18 protein-coding genes, 1 tRNA gene and 1 pseudogene are annotated in these 21,697 nt (G+C 70.2%); 9 read left to right on the top strand and 11 right to left on the bottom strand.

Annotated elements, in window-relative coordinates; all coding sequences use genetic code 11:
* Positions 1–5: 5 nt before the first annotated feature.
* Entirely contained in the window at positions 6–1,061 is a 1,056-nt protein-coding gene (locus HHL10_RS05515) for an FAD:protein FMN transferase (protein ID WP_169159359.1), read from the bottom strand.
* 23 nt (positions 1,062–1,084) lie between these two features.
* Positions 1,085–1,480, bottom strand: a complete 396-nt coding sequence (locus HHL10_RS05520) for a c-type cytochrome (RefSeq protein WP_169159360.1) — start codon at positions 1,478–1,480, stop codon at positions 1,085–1,087.
* A gap of 212 nt (positions 1,481–1,692) precedes the next feature.
* Between HHL10_RS05520 and nosZ the strand changes: the two genes are divergently transcribed.
* From nosZ to HHL10_RS05555, 6 genes and pseudogenes are all read left to right on the top strand, one after another.
* Positions 1,693–3,627 carry a TAT-dependent nitrous-oxide reductase gene (gene nosZ / locus HHL10_RS05525; protein ID WP_169159361.1) on the top strand — a complete coding sequence of 645 codons (1,935 nt, stop codon included), beginning with the start codon at positions 1,693–1,695 and terminating at the stop codon, positions 3,625–3,627.
* Positions 3,628–3,797: 170 nt separating this feature from the next.
* A pseudogene (locus tag HHL10_RS05530) lies at positions 3,798–6,406 on the top strand (4Fe-4S binding protein).
* 2 nt (positions 6,407–6,408) lie between these two features.
* Entirely contained in the window at positions 6,409–7,689 is a 1,281-nt protein-coding gene (locus tag HHL10_RS05540) for a nitrous oxide reductase family maturation protein NosD (RefSeq protein WP_169159364.1), read from the top strand.
* Positions 7,690–7,825: 136 nt separating this feature from the next.
* Positions 7,826–8,743: an ABC transporter ATP-binding protein gene (locus tag HHL10_RS05545; RefSeq protein ID WP_310734534.1), complete on the top strand. Its 918-nt coding sequence runs from the start codon at positions 7,826–7,828 to the stop codon at positions 8,741–8,743.
* A 13-nt stretch (positions 8,744–8,756) separates the two neighbouring features.
* Positions 8,757–9,572, top strand: coding sequence for an ABC transporter permease (locus HHL10_RS05550; protein WP_169159366.1), 816 nt, complete (start codon positions 8,757–8,759; stop codon positions 9,570–9,572).
* Positions 9,569–10,093 (top strand): nitrous oxide reductase accessory protein NosL, encoded by a 525-nt coding sequence (locus HHL10_RS05555; protein ID WP_375138937.1) that lies wholly within the window; start codon positions 9,569–9,571, stop codon positions 10,091–10,093. The genes HHL10_RS05550 and HHL10_RS05555 overlap by 4 nt, the downstream gene beginning before the upstream one ends.
* Before the next feature lie 134 nt (positions 10,094–10,227).
* On the opposite strand, the gene HHL10_RS05560 is transcribed toward HHL10_RS05555, so the two are convergent.
* Complete coding sequence (locus tag HHL10_RS05560) at positions 10,228–11,472, bottom strand: NnrS family protein (RefSeq protein WP_169159367.1); 1,245 nt, start codon at positions 11,470–11,472, stop codon at positions 10,228–10,230.
* Positions 11,473–11,708: 236 nt separating this feature from the next.
* Between HHL10_RS05560 and HHL10_RS05565 the strand changes: the two genes are divergently transcribed.
* A complete protein-coding gene (locus HHL10_RS05565) occupies positions 11,709–12,854 on the top strand; it encodes a mechanosensitive ion channel family protein (RefSeq protein WP_169159368.1) in 1,146 nt (381 codons plus the stop codon).
* 199 nt (positions 12,855–13,053) lie between these two features.
* On the top strand, positions 13,054–13,836 hold the full coding sequence (locus tag HHL10_RS05570) for a DNA/RNA non-specific endonuclease (RefSeq protein ID WP_169159369.1): 783 nt from the start codon (positions 13,054–13,056) through the stop codon (positions 13,834–13,836).
* 39 nt (positions 13,837–13,875) lie between these two features.
* Here HHL10_RS05570 and hppD read toward each other — a convergent pair whose 3' ends face one another.
* From hppD to HHL10_RS05595, 5 genes are all read right to left on the bottom strand, one after another.
* Positions 13,876–14,958 (bottom strand): 4-hydroxyphenylpyruvate dioxygenase, encoded by a 1,083-nt coding sequence (gene hppD, locus HHL10_RS05575; protein ID WP_169159370.1) that lies wholly within the window; start codon positions 14,956–14,958, stop codon positions 13,876–13,878.
* Positions 14,959–14,975: 17 nt separating this feature from the next.
* Positions 14,976–16,202: a Glu/Leu/Phe/Val dehydrogenase dimerization domain-containing protein gene (locus tag HHL10_RS05580; protein ID WP_169159371.1), complete on the bottom strand. Its 1,227-nt coding sequence runs from the start codon at positions 16,200–16,202 to the stop codon at positions 14,976–14,978.
* A 42-nt stretch (positions 16,203–16,244) separates the two neighbouring features.
* Positions 16,245–17,039 carry an ABC transporter ATP-binding protein gene (locus HHL10_RS05585; protein ID WP_169159372.1) on the bottom strand — a complete coding sequence of 265 codons (795 nt, stop codon included), beginning with the start codon at positions 17,037–17,039 and terminating at the stop codon, positions 16,245–16,247.
* Complete coding sequence (locus tag HHL10_RS05590) at positions 17,039–17,974, bottom strand: ABC transporter permease (RefSeq protein ID WP_169159373.1); 936 nt, start codon at positions 17,972–17,974, stop codon at positions 17,039–17,041. The genes HHL10_RS05585 and HHL10_RS05590 overlap by 1 nt, the downstream gene beginning before the upstream one ends.
* 93 nt (positions 17,975–18,067) lie before the next feature.
* Complete coding sequence (locus HHL10_RS05595) at positions 18,068–19,048, bottom strand: ABC transporter substrate-binding protein (RefSeq protein WP_169159374.1); 981 nt, start codon at positions 19,046–19,048, stop codon at positions 18,068–18,070.
* Between the two features lie 173 nt (positions 19,049–19,221).
* Here HHL10_RS05595 and HHL10_RS05600 point away from each other — a divergent pair, with 173 nt between their 5' ends.
* Entirely contained in the window at positions 19,222–19,698 is a 477-nt protein-coding gene (locus HHL10_RS05600; RefSeq protein WP_169159375.1) for an Lrp/AsnC family transcriptional regulator, read from the top strand.
* 31 nt (positions 19,699–19,729) lie between these two features.
* Here HHL10_RS05600 and HHL10_RS05605 read toward each other — a convergent pair whose 3' ends face one another.
* The 3 genes from HHL10_RS05605 to HHL10_RS05615 form a co-directional block, all read right to left on the bottom strand.
* Positions 19,730–20,395: a hypothetical protein gene (locus HHL10_RS05605; RefSeq protein WP_169159376.1), complete on the bottom strand. Its 666-nt coding sequence runs from the start codon at positions 20,393–20,395 to the stop codon at positions 19,730–19,732.
* Positions 20,396–20,409: 14 nt separating this feature from the next.
* The gene (locus HHL10_RS05610; protein WP_169159377.1) at positions 20,410–21,051 is read right to left on the bottom strand and encodes a caspase family protein; all 642 of its coding nucleotides are present in this window, start codon (positions 21,049–21,051) and stop codon (positions 20,410–20,412) included.
* Positions 21,052–21,366: 315 nt separating this feature from the next.
* Positions 21,367–21,443, bottom strand: a tRNA-Pro gene (locus HHL10_RS05615).
* Between the last annotated feature and the right edge of the window lie 254 nt (positions 21,444–21,697).

The following is a 21,697-nucleotide window of genomic DNA, read 5'->3' on the forward strand; positions in this document are numbered from 1 at the left end:
GGAACTCAGGCCGGCGGCTGCAGCTGCGATCTCATCCGCGGCGTCATCCACAAGCTGCCGTCCCGGTGCGCGATCAACGCCTCCACGCCGGCCCACCGGATCAGCGGCGGCGCGTCGCGGCCCAGCACCATGGCGGCGGCACCGATGCCATTGACGGCTTCCAGCGACTCGCCCACCAGCGTCACGCCATGCGGCCCCTGCGTGGGGTAGCCGGTCTTCGGGTCGAGCACATGGTGGTAGCGCCGCCCGTCGCGCACGAAGCAGCGCTCGTAGTCGCCCGAGGAGGCGACGAAGCCGCGGCGCAGCGCCACGACTCCCAGCAGCCGCTCGGGCGCCCGCGGGTCGCGCACGCCCACGCGCCACGGCGGCGTGGCGTCGGCGCCCATCGCCACCACGTCGCCGCCGCCGTTGATCAGCGCGGTATTCAGGCCATGGGCGCGCAATACCTCCATGCCGGCCTGGAGGATATACAGCTTGGCAATTCCACCCAGGTCCAGGCGCATGCCGCGGCGCGATAGATAGGCCCTGCCGGCACGGGCATCTAGTTCCAAATGACTATATCCAACGGAGGATAGCCGGCTGGATATATGGGCCGGCGCCGGCATTTGCGGATGATCGGGCCCAAAATGCCACTGCCCGACTGTCCCGACCGTGACATCAAAAGCGCCCGCGCTGCGCCGGGAAACCGATTGGGCCATTTCCAGGACTGTCAATAGTTCCTTGGAAATAGGCACGGGCTGCAGGCCGGCCGCCAGGCCGATGGCGCTGACGCGGCTCGTGGGCTCGTAATGGCTCATCACCGCCGCCAGCTCGGCCATGCGGGCGAAGGCCGCCTCCACGGCCGGGCGCAGCGAGGCGGCTTCCTCGCCCTGCGCCGCGATGTCCACGCGCGTGCCCATGAGGTCGCGCGCCTCGCGCAGCCGCACGGCCGGGAGGCCGGCCCGGGCCAGGCGTGGCCAGGCCGCCACGCAGCCGCCCAATGCGGCAGCAGCCCGGAGCAGTTGCCGGCGGCCGGGCATGGCCGGCGCGGCGAGACACGGCGGCGGAGAGGGACGTTCCATGGCGAATGACCCGGGTACTGCGCTCAGCGCGAGCTGGCGACCATGTAGTCCACGGCCGACTTGACCTCGTCATCCGACAGCGTGGTGCTGCCGCCACGCGCCGGCATGGCGCCCTTGGCGCCGTTGAAGCCTTCGAGGGCGTGCTTGTAGAGCACGTCCACGCCCTGGGCGATGCGCGGACCCCAATCGGCCTTGTCGCCGGGCTTCGGCGCCCCGGCCACGCCGGCGGCGTGGCACATCGCGCAGGTCTTGTTGAACACGGACTTGCCGGCGGCGTTCTCCGCCGGCGCGGGGGTGGCGGCGGGCGCGGGGGCCGCGGCCACGGCGGTCTGCGCCGCGGGGGTGGCCGCCTCCTGCTTGCCGCAGGCGCTCAGCAGGCCCAGCGAAACCAGCAGCAGGGACAGTGTGAGATGTTTCATGATTTGAGAGACAGGGCGGTAATTGCGATGAGAAATTCTAGAAGCGGTTTTCAAACCCCTTTGCACCGCATGCCGCGCGACTTGATCCAGCGCAAATCCATACTCCCGCGCCCCACCAATCATTCAGCCTGCATAAATGGCCGGCGGACACCAGAAAATTGGACCATCGCCCGCCAAGAGGCAAAAACTTGAACTGGTTTAAGGAAATTTCCATGGACGTGGGCGTGAAAAATAAACTGGCGGCTCCCGAAACCGGCATGGCGCGTCGCCGCTTCCTGAATACCGCGGCCGCCGCCGGCCTGGCCGGCGTGGGCATGGCGGCCTGCTCCGAGAAGCCGGCTTCGGCCCCGGTGGCCAAGGCGTCGGCGCCGAGCGCGCAGCCCAACCCCGGCGAAGGCGCCGGCAGCATCCACCTCAAGCCGGGCGAACTCGATACCTACTACGGCCTGTGGAGCGGCGGCCACAGCGGCGACATGCGCGTGCTGGGCCTGCCCTCGGGACGCGAGATCACGCGCATCCCCTGCTTCGTGCCGGACGCGCTGGTGGGCTGGGGCATCACCAACGAGTCCAAGAAGGTCATGGGCACCAAGCCCGACGGCAGCCTGAAGTACACGGTGGCCGACAGCCACCACGTGCACGCCTCCTACAAGGACGGCAACTACGACGGCCGCTACGCCTGGATCAACGACAAGATCAATTCCCGCCTGGCGCGCATCCGGCTGGACTACTTCGTCTGCGACAAGATCACCGAGCTGCCCAACGTGCAGGGCTTCCACGGCATCTTCCCCGACAAGCGCGACCCGGTGGACCCGGCCATCAACTACACCACGCGCGTGTTCTGCGGCGCCGAGTTCCACGTGCCGCTGTCGCTGGCCGACATCGACAAGCCGGAGAAGTACAGGACGCTCTTCAGCTGCGTGGACGCCGAGAGCATGGAGCTGCGCTGGCAGGTGCTGATCGACGGCAACTGCGACCTCACCGCCACCTCCTACGACGGCAAGCTCGCCGCCACCAACCAGTACAACGTGGAGGGCGGCGCCAAGTACGAGGACATGATGTCCGCCGAGCGCGATGCCTGCCTGTTCTTCAACATCGCCCGCATCGAGGCGGCGGTGAAGGCCGGCAAGTTCAAGACCATCGGCGACTCCAAGGTGCCCGTGGTGGACGGCACGCGCGAGGCCAACACCGACCCCAAGACCGCCCTCACCGCCTACGTCAGCGTGCCCAAGAACCCGCACGGCGTGAATGCCAGCCCCGACGGCAAGTACTTCATCTGCGCCGGCAAGCTCTCGCCCACGGGCACCGTCATCGAGCTGCAGAAGGTGCTGGACTGGTTCGACGGCAAGCTGGAGAAGGCCGACCAGGCCATCGTGGCCGAGGTCGAGCTGGGCCTGGGCCCGCTGCACACCGCCTTCGACGGCCGCGGCAACGGCTACACCACGCTGTTCCTCGACAGCCAGGTGGTGAAGTGGAACATCGAGGCCGCCATCAAGTTCCACGCCGGCGACAAGAGCGCCAAGTACGTGGTGGACCGCGTGGACGTGCAGTACCAGCCCGGCCACGTCAACGCCTCGCAGTCGGAAACCGTGGCTGCCGACGGCAAGTGGCTGGCCGTGGGCTGCAAGTTCTCCAAGGACCGCTTCCTGCCCGCCGGACCGCTGCACCCGGAAAACGAGCAGCTCATCGACATCTCGGGCGAGAAAATGGTGTTGCTGGCCGACCACCCGGTACGCGGCGAGCCGCACGACTTCATCATCTTCAAGCGCGAGCTGGTGCGCCCCAAGCCGGTCTACGAGCTCGGCGACTCCGACATCGCGGTCAAGGACCCGAAGGACAGCGGCGTCGAGCGCAACGGCAAGAAGGTCACCGTCAGGCTGACGTCGCAGGCGCCGGCCTTCAGCCTGCGCGAGTTCCGCGTCAAGAAGGGCGACGAGGTCACGCTGATCCTGACCAACCTCGACAAGGTCGAGGACCTGACGCACGGCTTCGCGATCCCCAAATACAACGTCAACTTCATCGTCAACCCGCAGGAGACGAAGTCGGTGACCTTCATCGCCGACAAGCCGGGCGTGTTCTGGGCCTACTGCACGCACTTCTGCCACGCGCTGCACCTGGAGATGCGCAGCCGGATGATCGTCGAGGCCTGACCCGCCGCCCTCCACGAAGTCCGCAAATGCCCGAGTTCCGTTCGGGCTGAGCCTGTCGAAGCCCTAGGGCGCCTGCCCTTCGACAGGCTCAGGGCGAACGGGTAATGGCTCATTCGGCACCTGCTGCAGGTCCGCATGACGCCGCTCCCCGGTCCTTCCAACTGCCCATGATGTTGTCCCTCCTGCTGCGCCTGTGTGCGCTGGCCGCCGCGCTGCTGGGCGCCTCGCCGCTGTGGGCCACCGCCTACGAGGCCGAGTTGCCCCAGGGCATCCACGGCCCGCGCCTGTGCGACTTCGCGCCCTGCGCCGAGGTCTTCCCCGGCGCGACCTCGTTTTCCGGGCGCAAGGGCCAGCCGCCCTACGTCGAGGCCTACGCCGACGACCACGGCCAGCCCAAGCTGCTGGGCTACGTGATGCTGTCCACCGACATCACCGACACGCCCGCCTACTCGGGCAAGCCGGTGGTCACGCTCATCGGCATGGACCTGCAGGGCCGCTTCACGGGCGTGAAGGTGCTCAAGCACTCCGAGCCCATCCTGCTGCTGGGCATCCCCGAATCCGCGCTGACGAAGTTCAACGACCAGTACCTGGGCAAGTTCGTCGGCGACAACATCGAGATCGGCCGCTCGCGCCCCGACGAGGGCGTCATCGGCCTGGACGCCATCTCCGGCGCCACCGTCACCGTGATCGCGCAGAACCAGGTCATGCTGGCCAGCGGCGCCGCCGTGGCACGCCAGACCGGCATCCTGGCCCCGACGCTGCGGCCACAAGCCAAGTTCACCGACACCGGGCGCCGGCCCGACTGGGCCGCGCTGGTGGCCGAGGGCAGCGTGCAGCGCCTGGTGGTGATGCCCGAGCAGGTCGGGCTGGAGAAGAACGGCGGCACGCCCTTCATCGAGCTGTGGTTCGGCCTGCTCAACCCGCCCGACGCGGGGCGCGCGCTGCTGGGCGCGGACGGCTGGAAGCAGCTCATGGATCGCCTCAAGCCGGGCGAGCAGGCGCTGTTCGTGGTCCGCAGCGCCGGCGCCGAGTCCTTCAAGGGCTCGGGCTTCGTGCGCGGGGGCCTCTACGACCGCGTGCAGGTGCGCCAGGGCATGGACACCTTCACCTTCCGCGACCTGGACTACCTCAACCTCTACGGCCTGGCGGCCGCCGGCGCGCCGCGCTACACCGAGTCGGCGATCTTCATCGTGCGCTCGCCGGCCTTCTCGGCCGCCTGGCCCTGGAAGCTGAGCTTCCTGGGCAACCGCGTGGACCGCGCCACCGGCACGCGCAGCTTCACCAGCTTCGAGGCCGCCTACTGGCTGCCGGCCTCGGCGCTGGAAGGCGGCCGCCCGGTGGTGGAGGAACCCCAGGCGCCGTGGGTCAAGGTGTGGAAGGCGCGCGCGGTGGAGATCGCGCTCTTCGCCGCCCTGCTGGTGGCGGTGGCCACGGTCTATGCCCTGCGCGACCAGCTCACGCGCCGGTCCACGCGCAAGAACAAGTGGCCGGTCAACGCCTTCAAGTACTCGGCCTGGCTGCTGAGCATCGGCTTCGTGGGCTTCGGCGCGATGGCGCAGCCCTCGGTGACGCAGGTGCTCACCTGGTTCCACGCACTGCTGTTCCACTGGACCTGGGCGCTGTTCCTGAGCGACCCGTTCATCTTCCTGTTCTGGATCTTCATCATCGTCACGGTCTTCGTCTGGGGCCGGGGCCTGTTCTGCGGCTGGCTATGCCCCTTCGGCTCGCTGTCGGAGCTGCTGTTCAAGCTGGGCGGCGCCCTGGGCCTCAAGCGCTTCCAGCGCGCGCTCCCCCAACGCCTGCACGACCGGCTGAAGTGGATCAAGTACGGCGTCTTCTTCGGCCTGCTGGCGGTGTCGATGTTCTCCATGGGCCTGGCCGAGAAGCTGGCCGAGGTGGAGCCCTTCAAGACCACGTTCCTGGTCGGCTGGGGCCAGCGCGCCTGGCCGTACACGCTGTTCGCCGCCGGCATCCTGGGGCTGTCCCTGTTCGTGGAGCGGCCCTTCTGCAAGTACCTGTGCCCGCTGGGCGCGTCGCTGGCGATGCCGTCCACGTTCCGCTGGTTCGGGCTGCGCCGCAAGCAGGCCTGCAGCACCTGCAAGGCCTGCGCCGTGGGCTGCGGGGCGCAGGCCATCGACGCCGACGGCCGCATCGACCACCGCGAGTGCCTGCATTGCCTGGACTGCATGGTGCTCTACACCGACACCCATGCCTGCCCGCCGCTGGCCAAGGAGAGGAAGCGCCGCGAGCGCGAAGGCCTGCCGCTGACACCCATCGGCCGCGACGGCCACTTCATCCCCATCGTTCCCGTCGCCACCGGGCCGGCCCGTCCGGCGCCCAAAGGATGAACGCCATGGTCGATCCCCGCATGCCCACCGATCCGGCCGAGCCGCCCTTTGCCGCTGCGCGCGGCCTGGGCCGGCTGCGCGCCGAGGCCTGGGACCACCTCTGGCCCTGGCGCCGCGGCGTGGCCGCTCCGCATGCGGCCCTGCGCGCGGCCGGCGTCTCGCTGGCGCTGGCGGCCACCATCGCCTGGGTGCTGGGCGCCGCGGGCGAGCTGCGCGCGGGCGCGCTCATCGCCTGGTGGTTCGGCTGGAGCGTGTACGAGGTGCTGATCCGGCTGCACGCCAAGCGCTACGTCAAGGACGGTCCCTGGTGGGGCCGGCGCTGGCGCGTCGCCGGCGTGATGGACATGCTGTGCTACGTCGGCTTCAAGAACCTGCTTATCGGCGCGGCGCTGTTCCTGGCGCTGCGGGCACTGGGCACGGTGGTGGTGTGACGATGGCTGCGACACGCCGACTGGCCTGCCTGCTGAGCCTGCTGAGCCTGCTGCTGCCGCTGGCGCTGCAGGCCGCCACCTGGACGGTGCGCCCCGGCGAGGCCATCCAGCCGGTGCTCGACCGCGCCGCCGCCGGCGACGTGGTGGAGATCCACCGCGGCCACTACGCCGGCAACCTGCGCATCGTGAAACCGCTGACGCTGCGCGGCGTGCAGCGCCCCACCCTCAGCGGCGGCCTGCGCGGCGACACCATCCGCGTCACGGCGCCGGACGTCACCATCGAGGGGCTGATCGTGCGCGACTCCGGCGACAGCCTGTTGCAGCAGAACGCGGGCATCTACGTCGCGCCGGGCTCGCACCGCGCGGCGGTACGGCGCTGCGACCTGGTCTACAACCTGTTCGGGTTGTGGATCGAGAAAGCCGACGACGTGCGCATCGAGCACAACCTGATCGTGGGCAAGCGCGACTACGGCTCCTCGCAGCGCGGCAACGGCGTGCAGCTCTACAACACCACCGGCGCGCGCATCGAGGGCAACCACATCAGCTTCGTGCGCGACGCGCTCTACGTGGACGTCTCGCACCACGCGGTGTTCCGCGGCAACCGGCTGCACCACAGCCGCTACGGCACCCACTACATGAACTCCTACCACAACCTGTGGGAGGACAACGACAGCTACCGCAACCGCGGCGGCCTGGCGCTGATGGAGGTGCGCGACCAGGTCGTGCGCAACAACCGCGCCTGGGACAACAGCGACCACGGGATCATGCTGCGCACGCTGCAGGACTCGGTGATCGAGAACAACGTGGTGGCGGGCAACGCCCGCGGCTTCTTCATCTACGACGTGGAGTACGCGCGGCTGCAGGGCAACCTGGTGGTGAACAACCAGGTGGGCGTGCACCTCTCGGCCGGCTCCACCCGCAACCGCGTCGAGGGCAACGACTTCGTCGCCAACCGCGAGCAGGTGCGCTACGTGGGCGCACGCGACGAGACCTGGGGCGCCGAGAGCGGCAACCACTGGAGCAACTACCTGGGCTGGGACCGCGACGGCGACGGCCATGGCGACCTGCGCTACGAGGCCAACGACCTGGTGGACCGCCTGGTGTGGCGCCACCCCGCGGCGCGGCTGCTGCTGGCCAGCCCGGCGGTGCAGGCGCTGCGCCTGGTGGGCCAGCAGTTCCCCGTGCTGCGCGTGCCCAGCGTGGTCGATCCCAAGCCGCGCATGCGTCCGGCGCACCCGGACTGGAAGGAATGGAATGGAAAGCAGTCTTCGCCCGAGCCCTGAGATGGGAGCGCCGTTCGTGCCCAAAGACGCCGCTCGGGCCGAGCCCTTCGACAAGCTCAGGACAGGCCCTGTCGAAGCCCCGCGGCCCGACTGGCACGCAAGCCCTTCGACAAGCTCGGGGCGAACGGGACAACACGTGGACCCTGACGCCGGCGCCATCACGCTGCGCGGCGTGGTCAAGCAGTTCCGCACGGTGCGCGCCGTGGACGGCGTGGACCTGGACGTGCGCCGCGGCGAGGTGTTCGGCCTCATCGGTCACAACGGCGCGGGCAAGAGCACCCTGTTCAAGATGATGCTGGGGCTGGTGGCGCCCAGCGCGGGCGAGATCCGCATCCAGGGCGCGCCGGTATCGGGCCGGGGCTTCCGCGCCGTGCGCCGCGGCATCGGCTACCTGCCCGAGAACGTCGTGCTCTACGACAACCTCAGCGGCCTGGAGACGCTGCGCTTCATGGCGCGGCTCAAGGGCGTGGCGGAGTCCGAATGCGCCGCCGTGCTGGCGCGCGTGGGCCTGGGCCACGCCGGGCAGCGCGCGGTGCGCGAGTACAGCAAGGGCATGCGCCAGCGCCTGGGCTTCGCGCAGGCGTTGCTGGGGCGGCCGCAGGTGCTGTTCCTGGACGAGCCCACCACCGGGCTGGACCCGGAGGCCATCCGCGCCTTCCACGCCACGCTGCACGAGCTGCGCGACGAGGGCGTGACCATGGTCATCACCTCGCACGTCCTGGCCGAGCTGCAGGAGCGGGTGGACCGCCTGGCCATCCTGGCCGCCGGCCGCGTGCGCGCGCAAGGCAGCGTGCGGGAGCTGCGCGAGCACATGGCGCTGCCGCTGGGGCTGGACGTGCGCGTGGCCGAGTCCGGCCTGGCGGCGGTGCGCGCTGCGCTGGAGCCGCTGCCGCTGGAGGGCGTGCGCTGGCACGGCCTGCAGCTGCAGGCCCGTTGCCCGCGCGACGCCAAGATGGCGGTGCTGGCCGCGCTCACCGGCCTGGACGGCGCGGTGCTGGACCTGCAGGTGCACGAGCCCTCGCTCGAAGACGTGTTCTTCGGCCTGGCCCATTGAGAGGGCATACGCCATGGAGTTCGGCCAAGTTCTCACCATCGCGCACAAGGAGCTGCGCGAGCGGCTGCGCAACCGCTGGGTGCTGGCGGTGGCGCTGGTGTTCACGGTGTTCGCGCTGGTCATCGCCTACTTCGGCGGGGCGCAACAGGGCGCGGTGGGCCTGCGCTCCATCGAGTTCACCATCACCAGCCTGGTGAGCCTGGTGATCTACCTGATCCCGCTGATCGCACTGCTGCTGGGCTTCGACGCCATCGTCGGCGAGCGCGAGCGCGGCTCGCTGGACCTGCTGCTGGCGCTGCCCATCACGCGGCTGGAGCTGCTGTTGGGCAAGTACCTGGGGCTGGCCGCGGCGCTGAGCCTGTCCACCGTCGCCGGCTTCGGGCTGGTGGCGCTGCTGCTGGGCGCGCAGGCGGGCCGCGCGGCGCTGGCGCCCTACCTGGGCTTCATGGGCAGCTCGGTGCTGCTGGGCCTGGTGTTCCTGAGCCTGGCCGTGATGCTGTCGGTGCTGGCGGCGGACCGCACGCGCGCCTCGGGCCTGGCCATCGCGCTGTGGTTCTTCTTCGTGCTGGCGTTCGACCTGCTGCTGCTGGGGCTGCTGGTCGTCACCGGCGGGCAGACCGGCGGCGACTGGTTCGCCTGGGCGCTGCTGCTCAACCCGGCGGACGTGTTCCGCATCCTCAATGTCTTTTCCCTGGACGACGTGCGCAGCCTCTACGGCCTGACCAGCATCGTGCCGCAGGCCCTGGCCAAGCCCTGGCTGATGAGCCTGGTGATGCTGGGCTGGATCGTGGCGCCGTTGTCCATCGCCACCTGGAGATTCCGTCCGTGATTGCCCAACGCCGAAGCCTTCTGCTTGCCGCCTGTGCCCTGCCCGTCGCGCTGTGGGGCTGCAACCGGGGCGACTCCGGGGCCGCCGTGAAGGCGGTGGAGATCGACCCCGCCACCACCTGCGACTTCGACGGCATGCTGCTGGCCGATTACCCCGGCCCCAAGGCGCAGATCCACTACGCCGACGCCGCCGCGCCGGTCTTCTTCTGCGACACCGTCGAGATGTTCTCGGCGCTGCTGCGGCCCGAGCAGGTGCGCCCGGTGCGCGCGGTGCTGACGCAGGACATGGCCCATGCCGACTGGAACCAGCCGCGCGGCCACTGGTTCGATGCAAGGAGCGGCTTCTACGTCGCCGGCAGCAAGCGCCATGGCTCGATGGGCCCCACCTTCGCCAGCTTCGCGGCCGAGGCCGAGGCCAGGAAGTTCGCCACCGAGCACGGCGGCAAGGTGCTGCGCTTCGCGGACGTCAAGCCGGAAATGGCCGACCTGGGTGGCGGCAGCCAGCACGACAAGCACATGTAAGCCCATGCCGACATGCGCCTGGGCGGACCAGCCAGCCCGCAGTGCGGTCAGCAACCTGTGCCGACACCGGATTGGTCAGAAAACTGAACAGTGAACCCACTGTCTGGGATCACTGTTCAGCCAAGCTGACCAATTCACGTGCCGCGTGTCGGCGGGACCCTGCCTTGCCCCAGCCACGGCCCGTAGCGCAGCAGCCAGCCCAGCCCCACTGCCGCCCAGCCCAAGGCCGCCAGCGGCAGGAGCCAGTGCGCGACGGCCGGCCACAGCGCCGCCGCCATGCGCGCCACCACCACGGCTTGCAGGACCTGGTGCAGCGTCCACAGCACGCCGTCGGCCACCACCGCCCGGCCGGCATGGCCGCAGGTGACGCGTGAGGCCATGGCCAGCAGCGTCGTCCCCAGGAAGCCCAGGGCATAGGCATGCAGCGCCGCGCCCGGCGCGCCCGCGGCCGACAGCAGCAGCGCCAGCCCCAGCCACACCAGGCCGCGCTGCAGCATCGCCGGCAGCCGCTGGCTCAGGCGCTGCAGCCGGCTCCAGCGCCAGGCCAGCCCCAGCAGCAGCAGGCCCGCCGCGCCCTGCACCCCACCCGCCAGCAGCCGCCACGCAGGCGACCAGGGCCCGGCGGCCAGCAAGGTCGCGGCGGTCGCCAGGGCCTGGAAGGCCAGGATGCCGGCCAGCATCCAGAGCGGCCCGTGCGGCCAGCGCTCTTCCAGCCGGGCCGGGACCGCGGCACCGAAGACGGGCAGCAAGCGGTGCAGCATGGCGGCGTAGACCACGCCGAAGCAGCCCCACAGCGCGGCCTGGGTCAGCATGCTCACCAGCGTCCAGGCCTCGGCCATCACCGCGGCCACGGTGGCGTCGAGCAGCAGCGCACCCGCCACGCAGGCCGCCAGCGCCACCCGCAGGTGCAGCCGGTCGCCGGCCGTGCCGGCACGCACCAGGCGCCAGAAGCGCAGCACCAGGCTGCTCCAGCCCGCGGCCACGGCGGCCAGGCCCATGCCGAGCAACAGCGGCCCGTCCGCGCCGCCGCCCACGAGCGCCAGCCCGGCGATCACCCAGCCGGCCAGCTGCGCGCCCAGTGCGGGCAGCAGCGTCCGCGCCGCCACCGGGGCGCAGCCCAGCCAGCGCGGCGCGGCGGTGAACAGGAAGCCGGCAATGAACAGCGGCAGGAAGCCCCAGGCCATCAGCAGCCCGTGCACCGGCGTGCGCGGCAGCGCGCCGGCCGGCACCAGGCGCAGCAGGCTCCAGGCCCACCACAGCGCGGCGGCGGCGAGCATCGAGGCGCCGGCACCGAAAGCCAGGCGGTGCGGCGACTCCAGCAGCCGGCGCGGATACCAGCGACCGTCCGTCGCGCGGGGTGGGCGGGATACGGCAGACATGGGGCGCGAGGCTGGCAGCCTCGGCCCGGCAAGGTCTTGCGCCAAGTCAGTGGACGCTGCCGCGTCGCCCGCCCCGGGCACCGCCAAGGCTGTTCCGTTCCACGCCCTGGTCCCTGGACGCTCTTTCCGGACCCGGCCACAAGCCCCCGGGTAAGCGATTTGCTGCAGTGCCGCAAACGCAGACGTCGGGGAAGCGTCGCCGGCGCGGGCGCTCTGCGGGCAAGGAATGAGAAAGCATGCCGGGTTGGCTGACTTGGGAGGGCTTCACCTCCGCGAAATTTCTGGGCGCCTCGGTGACGAGCTGGGCCACGGCCGTGGCCGTGGCGCTGGCGAGCTGGGTGGCCATGCGGCTGGCGCTCAAGCTGCTGCTGGGCCGCGCCAGCGTGGTGGCGCAGGCCACCACCAACCGCGTGGACGATCTGCTGGTGGACCTGCTGCGCGGCACCAGCCGCGTGTTGCTGTTCGTCACGGCGCTGCTGATCGGGCTGTCGATGCTGGAGCTGCCGGCGCGCTGGGATGGGCGCGTGAGCCAGCTGTGGTTCCTGACGCTGGCGCTGCAATTCGGACTGTGGGGCAACCGCGCCATCGTCATCGGGCTGCGCCGCTACGTGGAGAACCACGGCGATGGCGGCATGGCACGGCAGGTCAGCACCTCCGCCACGCTGCTGTCGTGGACGCTGCGCACCATGCTGTGGGCGGTGCTGCTGCTGGCGATGCTGGCCAACCTGGGCGTCAACATCACGGCCATGGTTGCCAGCCTGGGCGTGGGCGGCGTGGCGGTGGCCCTGGCGGTGCAGAACATCCTGGGCGACCTGTTCGCCTCGCTGTCCATCGCGGTCGATAAACCCTTCGAGGTCGGCGACTTCATCACGCTCAGCGGCGTGGCCGGCACGGTCGAGCAGGTCGGGCTCAAGACCACCCGCATCCGCGCCCTCAGTGGCGAGCAGGTGGTGATCTCCAACACCGAGCTGCTCAAGCAGACCATCAACAACTACAAGCGCATGCAGCAGCGGCGCGTGGTCTTCAAGTTCGGCCTCACCTACGACAGCACCCCGGAGCAGGCCGAGGCCGTGCCGGGCATCGTGCGGCGGGCCGTCGAGTCGCAAGAGCACACGCGCTTCGACCGCGCGCATTTCCAGGGCTTCGGCGACAGCTCGCTGGATTTCGAGGTCGTCTATTTCGTGCTGTCTTCCGACTTCAACCTCTACATGGACATCCAGCAGCGCATCAACCTGGCGCTGATGCGCGAGTTCCGCGCGCTGGGCGTGAGCTTCGCCTTCCCCACCCGCACGCTGCAGATGCCGGGGCTGGAGGCGCGGCTGGCGGCCCAGCCCCGTCCGGAGGAGCAGCCGGTGCTGCGCCCGCGCCGCGTGGCACCCTGAAGGCGGCCCCGAGCTGATCTCACCCGGCCGCGCCCGCGGCCGTTGGTTTCCGGTGCAACCGCACGCCGGGCGGCGTAGCGGCCAAGCCACGCCACCCGGTCGGGTGGGCTCGCACCCTTAAGCTCGGGGGTTTCCCTTTCTCCCGAGCTGCCCCCGGCGCCCCCGCGGTGCCCGGCGGTGCCGTACCGGCCGCCTCCTGATGTCGTTGTCCCTCGCAAGCTTCCGCCCCGCTCCTTCCCTCCTCCTCCTCCTTTCCACCAAGCGACTGCTGCCGGCCCTGGGCCTGGCGCTGCTGGGCGCGCTGGCGCAGGCACAGGGCTTCACGCAGTGCCGGGGCTTCTTCCCGGCGGGCACGCCGCCGCGCCTGAGCGCCACCGTGGCGCAGCCGCGCGAGCTGTGCTTCGCGGCCTTCGCCACGCTGCATTCCGGGCGCACCAAGACGCCCGTCTACACGGTGGAGCGGCTCACGCGCGAGCAGTTGCTGGACGCGCGCGACGAGCAGCGGACGCAGCGCTTCTTTGCCGATGCGCGGCTGCCCAGCGCGGAGCGCGCCACGCTGGAGGACTACAAGGGCTCGGGCTTCGACCGCGGCCACATGGCGCCGGCGGCCGACATGCCCACGCCCACGGCCATGGCGCAGTCCTTCTCGCTGGCCAACATCGTTCCGCAGGCGCCGCGCAACAACCAGCGCACCTGGGCCGAGATCGAGAAGGCCACGCGCCGCTACGTGATGCGCGCGCAGGGCCCGGTGTACGTGTTCACCGGGCCGGTGTTCGGCGCCCGGCCGCGCAGCATCGGCGAGGGCCGGGTCTGGGTGCCGGCCTATCTCTACAAGCTGGTCTACGACGCTTCCACCCGCCGCGCCTGGGCGCACTGGGTGGAGAACAGCGACGACGCCCGGGCCGGCCCGCCCATCAGCTACCAGGAGCTGGTGCGGCGCACGGGCATCGAGTTCCTGCCGGGGCTGCAGCCGAGGGCGTGACGGGCCTGGGGCCTTGAGGCTCGGCACGCGGCGCCGGCCTCAAGCCGGTTCGGCCTGCAGCACCCCACGCCGGATCTGGTCGCGCTCCATCGACTCGAACAGCGCCTTGAAGTTGCCTTCGCCGAAGCCGTCGTCGCCCTTGCGCTGGATGAACTCGAAGAACACCGGGCCCAGCAGCGCCTGCGAGAAGATCTGCAGCAGCAGCCGGCGGCTGCCGTCGCGGGTGGAGCCGTCGAGCAGGATGCCGCGCGCCTTCAGCTCATTGACCGTCTCGCCGTGGCCGGGCAGCCGCTCCTGCAACATCTCGTAGTAGACGTCGTTGGGCGCGGTCATGACCGGGATGCCCGCCAGCTGCAGCTTGTCCACCGAGTCGAAGATGTCGTCGGTCAAGAGCGCCACGTGCTGGATGCCCTCGCCGTTGAACTGCATCAGGAACTCCTCGATCTGCCCCGAGCCCTGCTTCGCTTCCTCGTTGAGCGGGATGCGGATCTTGCCGTCCGGCGCCGTCATGGCCTTGGAGGTCAGGCCCGTGTACTCGCCCTGGATATCGAAGTAGCGGATCTCGCGGAAGTTGAAGAGCTTTTCGTAGAACGAGGCCCAGTACGCCATGCGCCCGCGGTAGACGTTGTGCGTGAGGTGGTCGATGACCTTGAAGCCATGGCCCGCCGGGTGCCGCTCCACGCCCTCGACGAACTCGAAGTCGATGTCGTAGATGGACTTGCCGTCCTCGAAGCGGTCGATCAGGTACAACGGCGCGCCGCCGATGCCCTTGATGGCCGGCAACCGCAGCTCCATCGGGCCGGTGGGAATGTCCACCGGCTGCGCGCCCAGCTCCAGCGCGCGGGCATAGGCCTGGTGCGCGTCCTTGACGCGGAAGGCCAGGCCGCAGGCCGAGGGGCCGTGCTCGGCGGCGAAATAAGCCGCCACGCTCTTGGGCTCGCGGTTGACGATGAAGTTGATGTCGCCCTGGCGGTACAGCAGCACGTCCTTGGAGCGGTGCCTGGCGACGAGCGTGAAGCCCAGCTTCTCGAAGATGGGCTCCAGCACGCCCGGCGTGGGCGAGGCGAACTCGACGAACTCGAAGCCCATCAGGCCCATCGGGTTGTCAAACAGGTCGGTCATGTCACTTCCTCCTTGGTTTATCGGACCAGTTGATCCAGCGTGAGCGCATAGGCCGTGCGCGCCAGCCCGGTGGGCTCGGCGCTGTGCGCGCGGCAGCGCTCCAGGGCGTTCCCGATGGTGCGGGACACGTCCTCGAACAGGGCGGCGTCGCCGTCGGCGGCCTCGCCCATCAGGTAGGCGAAGGCGCGGGCCATGCCGCAGTTGGCGATGAAGTCCGGGATCAGCGCGACGCGGCCGTCGGCGTGCTCCTGGATCGGGCCGTAGAAGATCTCGCTGTCGGCGAAGGGCACGTTGGCGCCGCAGGCGATCAGCTCCAGCCCGGCCGCCGCCATTGCGTCCACCTGCTCGCGCGTCACCAGGCGCGAGGCGGCGCAGGGCAGGAAGATTTCCGCGCCCAGGCTCCAGATGCGGCGGTTCACCTCCTCGACGGGCAGCAGCCCGTCCGCGGCGAGCTGGTTGCCGCGCCGTCCCAGGAACAGCGCCTTCACCTCGTCGAAGCTGAAACCGTCGGGCCGCAGCAGGCCGCCCTCGCGGTCGATGATGCCGACCAGCGTGGCCCCGGCCTGCGCCAGGTAGTAGGCGGCCGTGGCGCCCACGTTGCCCCAGCCCTGCACGATCACGCGCTGGCCTTCGAGCGGACGGCCCCACAGCCGCCGCTGGTGCCGCACCGACTCGGCCACGCCCCAGCCGGTGATGAGGTCGGCCACCGTGTAGCGGCGCGCCGCGTCGGGCGTGTAGCGCGGGTGCTCCACCGCGTGCGCCACGCCGCGGCGCAGCTGCCCGACCTTGCGGATGCGCTCGCTCTCGCCCGGGTTGAAGTGGCCGTTGACCACGCCCTCCTGCGGATGCCACAGGCCGTGGCTCTCGGTGATGGGAATGACCTCGTGCATCTCGTCGACGTTGAGGTCGCCCCCGGTGCCGTAGTAGCTCTTGAGCAGCGGCGCGACGGCCTTGTACCAGCGGCGCAGCACCTCTTCCTTGCGCGGGTCAGCCGGGTCGAAGTCGATGCCCGACTTGGCGCCGCCGATGGCCGGGCCGGAGATGGCGAACTTCACCTCCATGGTCTTGGCCAGCGACTCGACCTCGCGCCGGTCCAGCCCGCGGCGCATGCGCGTGCCGCCGCCGGCGGCGCCGCCGCGCAGGCTGTTGATCACCACCCAGCCGCGCGCGGGCGTCTGGTCGTCATGCCACTCGAACACGATCTCGGGCGGCTTGTTCTCGAAGCGTTGCAGCAGGTCTTTCATGGGGGTCTCCAGGGCTTTGAGGAATGCGTCGTGCCGCGGCGCTCAGGCCAGCAGCAGCTTGTCGTCGTCGATGCGCTCGCCGCGGGTGCGCTCGAACAGGCGCAGCAGGTCGGGCACGTCCAGGCCCTGGCGCTCGCTGCCGGAGACGTCCAGCACCACGCGGCCCTGGTGCAGCATCACGGTGCGGTGCCCGTGGTCCAGCGCCTGGCGCATGCTGTGCGTGACCATCAGCGCCGTGAGCTGCTGCTCGCGCACGATGCGGTCGGTGAGCTCCAGCACGAAGGCCGCCGTGCGCGGGTCCAGCGCCGCGGTGTGCTCGTCCAGCAGCAGCAGCTTGGAGGGCTGCAGCGAGGCCATCAGCAGGCTCACGGCCTGGCGCTGGCCGCCGGAGAGCAGGCCCATGCGGTCGGCCAGCCGGTTCTCCAGGCCCAGGTTGAGCGTGCGCAGCTTGTCGCGGAACTGCTCGCGCAGCGCCCGGTTGAGCGTGAGACCAAGGCCTCGGCCCTGCCCGCGCCGCCAGGCCAGCGCCATGTTCTCCTCGATGGTCAACGCCTCGCAGGTGCCGGCCATCGGGTCCTGGAACACGCGCGCCACCAGCGCGCTGCGCTGCCAGGCCGACAGCCGCGTCACGTCGTGGCCGGCGATCTCGATGCGGCCGCTGTCCACCCGCAGGTCGCCGCTGATGGCGTTGAGGAAGGTGGACTTGCCCGCGCCGTTGGAGCCGATCACGGTCACGAACTGCCCGGCCGGGATCTCCAGGTTCAGCCCGCGCAGCGCGCGGTTCTCGATGGGCGTGCCGGGGTTGAAGGTGATTTCGAGTCGTTGCGCGCGCAGCATCACAGGGCCTCCTTGGCGGCGGTGGCGGGTTGGGTGTCGGCGCTCTTGCGCGGCGCTCGCTTGACGAGCTTGCGCTTGAGCGAGGGCATCAGCAGCGCCCCGGCCACGAGCACGGCGGTGACGAGGTTGAGGTCCTGCGCCTGCAGGCCCAGGAAGTCGGTGTTGAGCGCCGCGGCGATGAAGAAGCGGTAGAGCACCGCGCCCAGCACGCAGGCCAGCGTGGCCAGCACCAGGCCGCGCGCGGGCAGCAGCGTCTCGCCCACGATCACGGCGGCCAGGCCGATGACGATGGTGCCCACGCCCATGGAGATGTCCGCCCCGCCCTGGGTCTGCGCAAACAGCGCGCCGGCCAGCGCCACCAGCGCGTTGGACAGCGCCAGGCCGTAGATGGTGAAGCGGTCGGTGGAGATGCCCTGCGCGCGGGCCATGCGGGCGTTGCCGCCGGTGGCGCGCATCGCCAGGCCGGCTTCGGAGGCGAAGAACAGGTCGATCAGGAGCTTGACCACCGCCACGATCGCCAGCATCAGCAGCGGCTTGAACACGTAGTCGGGCCAGTCATTGAAGGTGAACAGGCTGAACAGCGTGGGCTCGGTGATCAGCGCGACGTTGGGCTTGCCCATCACGCGCAGGTTGATCGAGTACAGGGCGATCATCACCAGGATGCTGGCCAGCAGCTGCATGATGCGCAGCCCCACGTGCAGCCAGGCGGTGAGCGCGCCGGCGGCGGCGCCGGCCAGCACCGCCACGGCGGTGGCCGCCAGCGGGTGCCAGCCCGCCACGATCAGCGTGGCCGCGACGGCGCCGCCCAGCGGGAAGCTGCCGTCCACGGTCAGGTCCGGGAAGTTGATGACGCGGAAGGAGATGAAGACGCCCAGCGCGACCAGGCCAAAGACGAGGCCGATCTCCAGGGCGCCCAGGGAGGCAATCAGGGACATGGGGTTTCCTGCGGGAAGGCTCCGCCCGGGGGCGCCGCGCGGGCGCACCGGAAGCGGAATCAACGGGTGGTAAAGGTCAGCGGCGCGCGGCGCTCACTGCTGCGCGACGAGCTTGGCGGTCTTGAGCAGGTCTTCGGGCAGCGTGACGCCCTGCTTGCGCGCCGCGTCCGGGTTCACGTGCAGCTCGAACTGCTGGCTGGTCTGCGCGGCGATGGCGCCAGGCTTCTCGCCGTGCAGCACGCGCACGACGAGCTTGCCGGTCTGGCGGCCGAGGTCGTAGTAGTTCAGGCCCAGGGCGGCGACGGCGCCGCGCTTGACGGCATCGGTGTCGGCCGCCACCACCGGCAGCTTGGCCTGCTGCGCCACCTTGACGATGCCCTCGAAGGCCGACATCACGTTGTTGTCGGTGGGTGCGTAGATCACGTCGGCCTTGCCCACCAGGCTCTGCGCGGCGCCGGGCACGTCCACGGTGCGCGGGGCGGCGCCTTCCACCAGCGTCAGGCCGGCGGCGGCGCAGGCCTTCTTCAGCGCCTCGACGATGGCCACCGAGTTGGCCTCGCCGGGGTTGTAGATCACGCCCACCTTCTTCACCTCGGGCCGCACGCGCTTGATCAGCTCCAGGTGCTTGTCCAGCGGCGAGGCGTCCGACACGCCGGTGACGTTGCCGCCCGCGGGCTGCCAGCTCTTGACCAGCCGCGCCGCCACGGGGTCGGTGACCGCGGAGAACACCACCGGGATGTCGCGCGTGGCCGCCACGGCCGCCTGCGCCGACGGCGTGGCGATGGCCACGATGGCATCGGGCCGCGCCCCCACGAACTTGCGCGCGATCTGCGCCGCGGTGCCGGTGTTGCCCTGCGCGCTCTGGTACTCGAAGGACAGGTTCTTGCCGACCTCGTAGCCGGCGGCTTTCAGCTCGTCGCGCACGCCGTCGCGCGCGGCGTCCAGCGCCGGGTGCTCGACGATGGCGGTCACGGCCACGCGCTTCGGGGCGGCATCGGCGGCCTGCGCCGTCAGGGGCAGCACGGCCGCCAGCGTGAGGGTCGCCAGCGCGGCGCGGATGAAAGGTTGTTGCATGGGGACTGTCTCCTGGTGTCGTCTCGCACCGGGCTCGTGGCCGGGTGCGGCGGTCGTTGCGGACAGGCGAAACTGTAGAGACGCCGCCGCGCAATTGCTTTGCATCCAAAGTCGGGACCTTCCCGCCAAAGCGAGACAAAATTTCGCCCGTACGTACCCACCAGGAGATTTGCTTGCATGCCTTTGATCTGGATCGAATCGACTGCCGCATCCTGAGCCACTTGCAGGCCCATGGCCGGGCCTCAAACCTGGAGCTGGCGGAAGCCGCCGGGCTGTCGCCGGCGCAGTGCCACCGGCGGCACCGGCGGCTGGAGGAGCTGGGTTTCATCGCCGACTACCACGCGCGGCTGGACGCGCGCCGGCTGGGCCTGACGGTGGTGGCCTTCATCCACATCGGCATGGAAAAGGGCCACCTGCGCGACCTGCCCAGCTTCCAGCGCCTGGTGGCGGACCTGCCGCAGGTGCTGGAGTGCTACTCGGTGACGGGCGACTTCGACTACGTGCTCAAGGTCGTGGCGCAGGACCTCAAGGCGCTGTCCACCTTCCTGATGGAGACGCTCATGCGGCTGCCCGGTGTCAACAGCGTGCGCTCCAGCGTGTGCCTGGACGAGATCAAGTGCACCGCCACGCTGCCGCTGGCCGCGGGTTGAGGCGCCGGGCCTCGACGGGTGGCCCGGGCGCTCAGCCCTCCCGGTGCGGGGCGTCGCCCCAGCGCGTGCACACCATCTCGTGGAAGCGCCGCGAGCCCAGGCACATGAAGCGGTAGTTGAGCTCGCGCATCTCTTCCAGGATGGCGCGCAGCCTGCTCAGCTCGGCCGGCGGCGGGTCGGCGAACAGCCGCTCCCGGGCCCTGTTCCATCGATCGAGCACCGTCGCCATGTCGTCCTGGTCCTGCGCCGACGTGAACAGGTCCACGACGGTGGCCTCGTCCAGGTTCTCCGCGCCGCGCGACTGCGCGTCGTTCTCGATCACCTCGATGGCGGCGCGCACCTCGGCCACCAGGTCCGCCACGGTGCACAGCGGGGTCCTGCCCGGGCGCACCTGCCGGTACTTGTCGATCACCTCGTAGCGGAAGCGCAGGCCCAGGCGCAGCATCGTGGCCAGCAAACCGATGTCGCCGGGCACCTCGAACAGCGGCGCCACCACGGTCTCGACCATGTGCACGTGGAAGCGCAGGTTGCCCTCGGCATCGACGTCGAGCTTGGCCAGCTCGGGCTGGAAGGCGCCATGGTCGGTGTGGCAGACGGCCTGCATCCGCTTGAACGCCTTGTTGTTGGCCGCCAGGTGCACCACGTTCTGCAGCTCGTCCAGCCAGCGCCGGTCGGGCTTGGCGTACGGTGCCTGCACGAAGTCGCTCCACTTCAGGTCATCGCCGGGTTCGGCCCCTCCTGGCAGCCCGCGAGCAGCAGGTCGCCGCTGCGGCGCGCCACCAGCTTGGCCAGCGGGCTGCGGCCCTGCACCGGCGGCAGCCGGCGCAGCGGGCCGCCGGGGCCGCGCGGCAGCGCGGCGTCGTCCATCCAGTTGCCGATGGGCATGAAGCGCGGCCGGGTGGCGCGCGGATCGGCATCGGTGTCCGGCGCCGCGCGGGTGACGGTGCCGGAGTGGCAGCTGTCGGCGATCAGCACCAGCTTGACCTTGGGCTGGCGGCGCAGGAGCAGTTCGTGGATCTCGTCGTCGGTGAGCGCGCCCTTGCTGCGGATGTCGTGCGGGCACAGCGCCTCGTCCAGGCCGTCCACCTCGTCGTCCTCCATGGCGGGCACGTAGGTGCCATGGCCGGAGTAAGTGATGACGACCAGATCGCCGGGCTGCGCTTGCCCGATCAGCTGCGCCATTCCCTCCACCATCGCCGCCTTGGTGGCCTGGGCGTCGAGCAGCGTGCTTACCGCGAAGCCGCGCTGCGTCAGCGTCTCGGCCCAGTCGTGGGCGTCATTGAGGCAGCCCTGGAGGTCCATCCCGGTGCCGGGATAGTTGTTGATGCCGATGCACAACGCCTTCTTCGCCATGTCGCCTCCGCAAGACCGGACCCCATGTCCGGGGCCGCCAGCCTAGGCAGACGGGCGCGCGCTTGCATTGCTCGCAATCACGGATGGGCAGCGCCGGCAACGGCGCTGCCTCCAGTGGCGAGCTGCGAAACCTGTATGTTCCGCGAGGCGTGAGCCACGCCGGTGGTGTACGCCGTCGGCAAGCCAAGCTCCGGATGCTTCCGCAACCGGCGGTCCTGTTGCGCAGGCAACCATGCCGCTCTTGCCACTTCCGGGCTTTGAAGGGCCACAAAGCAAAAAGCCCGGTGTCTTGTGGACACCGGGCTCAAGCTTTTTTGGTCGGGGTGGCGGGATTCGAACTCGCGACCCCTTGCACCCCATGCAAGTGCGCTACCAGGCTGCGCTACACCCCGACTGCTGAAGCTGTAAGTATACCCGCTGCAGCAGGTGCTTCCGGGCTGAAATGATTAATTTGACAACGCAACGACACGACACGCCGCCCCGGTTTCGCACATCGGCACGGTGCATCGCCGTGCCGCCGCCCTCCACCCGTTCGCGCCATCCGCGTTGCACCTCAGCCTCGCCAGCGCACGCGTCTTCGCGACGGGAGGGAGCGTCTCAAAACCAGATGCCACAAAGCAAAAAGCCTGGTGTCTTGTGGACACCA

It is taken from the genome of Azohydromonas caseinilytica, from assembly GCF_012927045.1.
Classification (GTDB): Bacteria; Pseudomonadota; Gammaproteobacteria; order Burkholderiales; family Burkholderiaceae_C; genus Azohydromonas; species Azohydromonas caseinilytica.

Excerpts from the sequence above, each read along its gene's own strand:
- HHL10_RS05515 (WP_169159359.1), bottom strand. The coding sequence starts at position 1,061 with ATGGAACGTCCCTCTCCGCCGCCGTGTCTCGCCGCGCCGGCCATGCCC.
- HHL10_RS05520 (WP_169159360.1), bottom strand. The coding sequence starts at position 1,480 with ATGAAACATCTCACACTGTCCCTGCTGCTGGTTTCGCTGGGCCTGCTG.
- nosZ (WP_169159361.1), top strand. The coding sequence starts at position 1,693 with ATGGACGTGGGCGTGAAAAATAAACTGGCGGCTCCCGAAACCGGCATG.
- HHL10_RS05540 (WP_169159364.1), top strand. The coding sequence starts at position 6,409 with ATGGCTGCGACACGCCGACTGGCCTGCCTGCTGAGCCTGCTGAGCCTG.
- HHL10_RS05550 (WP_169159366.1), top strand. The coding sequence starts at position 8,757 with ATGGAGTTCGGCCAAGTTCTCACCATCGCGCACAAGGAGCTGCGCGAG.
- HHL10_RS05560 (WP_169159367.1), bottom strand. The coding sequence starts at position 11,472 with ATGTCTGCCGTATCCCGCCCACCCCGCGCGACGGACGGTCGCTGGTAT.
- HHL10_RS05565 (WP_169159368.1), top strand. The coding sequence starts at position 11,709 with ATGCCGGGTTGGCTGACTTGGGAGGGCTTCACCTCCGCGAAATTTCTG.
- HHL10_RS05570 (WP_169159369.1), top strand. The coding sequence starts at position 13,054 with ATGTCGTTGTCCCTCGCAAGCTTCCGCCCCGCTCCTTCCCTCCTCCTC.
- hppD (WP_169159370.1), bottom strand. The coding sequence starts at position 14,958 with ATGACCGACCTGTTTGACAACCCGATGGGCCTGATGGGCTTCGAGTTC.
- HHL10_RS05580 (WP_169159371.1), bottom strand. The coding sequence starts at position 16,202 with ATGAAAGACCTGCTGCAACGCTTCGAGAACAAGCCGCCCGAGATCGTG.
- HHL10_RS05585 (WP_169159372.1), bottom strand. The coding sequence starts at position 17,039 with ATGCTGCGCGCGCAACGACTCGAAATCACCTTCAACCCCGGCACGCCC.
- HHL10_RS05590 (WP_169159373.1), bottom strand. The coding sequence starts at position 17,974 with ATGTCCCTGATTGCCTCCCTGGGCGCCCTGGAGATCGGCCTCGTCTTT.
- HHL10_RS05595 (WP_169159374.1), bottom strand. The coding sequence starts at position 19,048 with ATGCAACAACCTTTCATCCGCGCCGCGCTGGCGACCCTCACGCTGGCG.
- HHL10_RS05610 (WP_169159377.1), bottom strand. The coding sequence starts at position 21,051 with ATGGCGAAGAAGGCGTTGTGCATCGGCATCAACAACTATCCCGGCACC.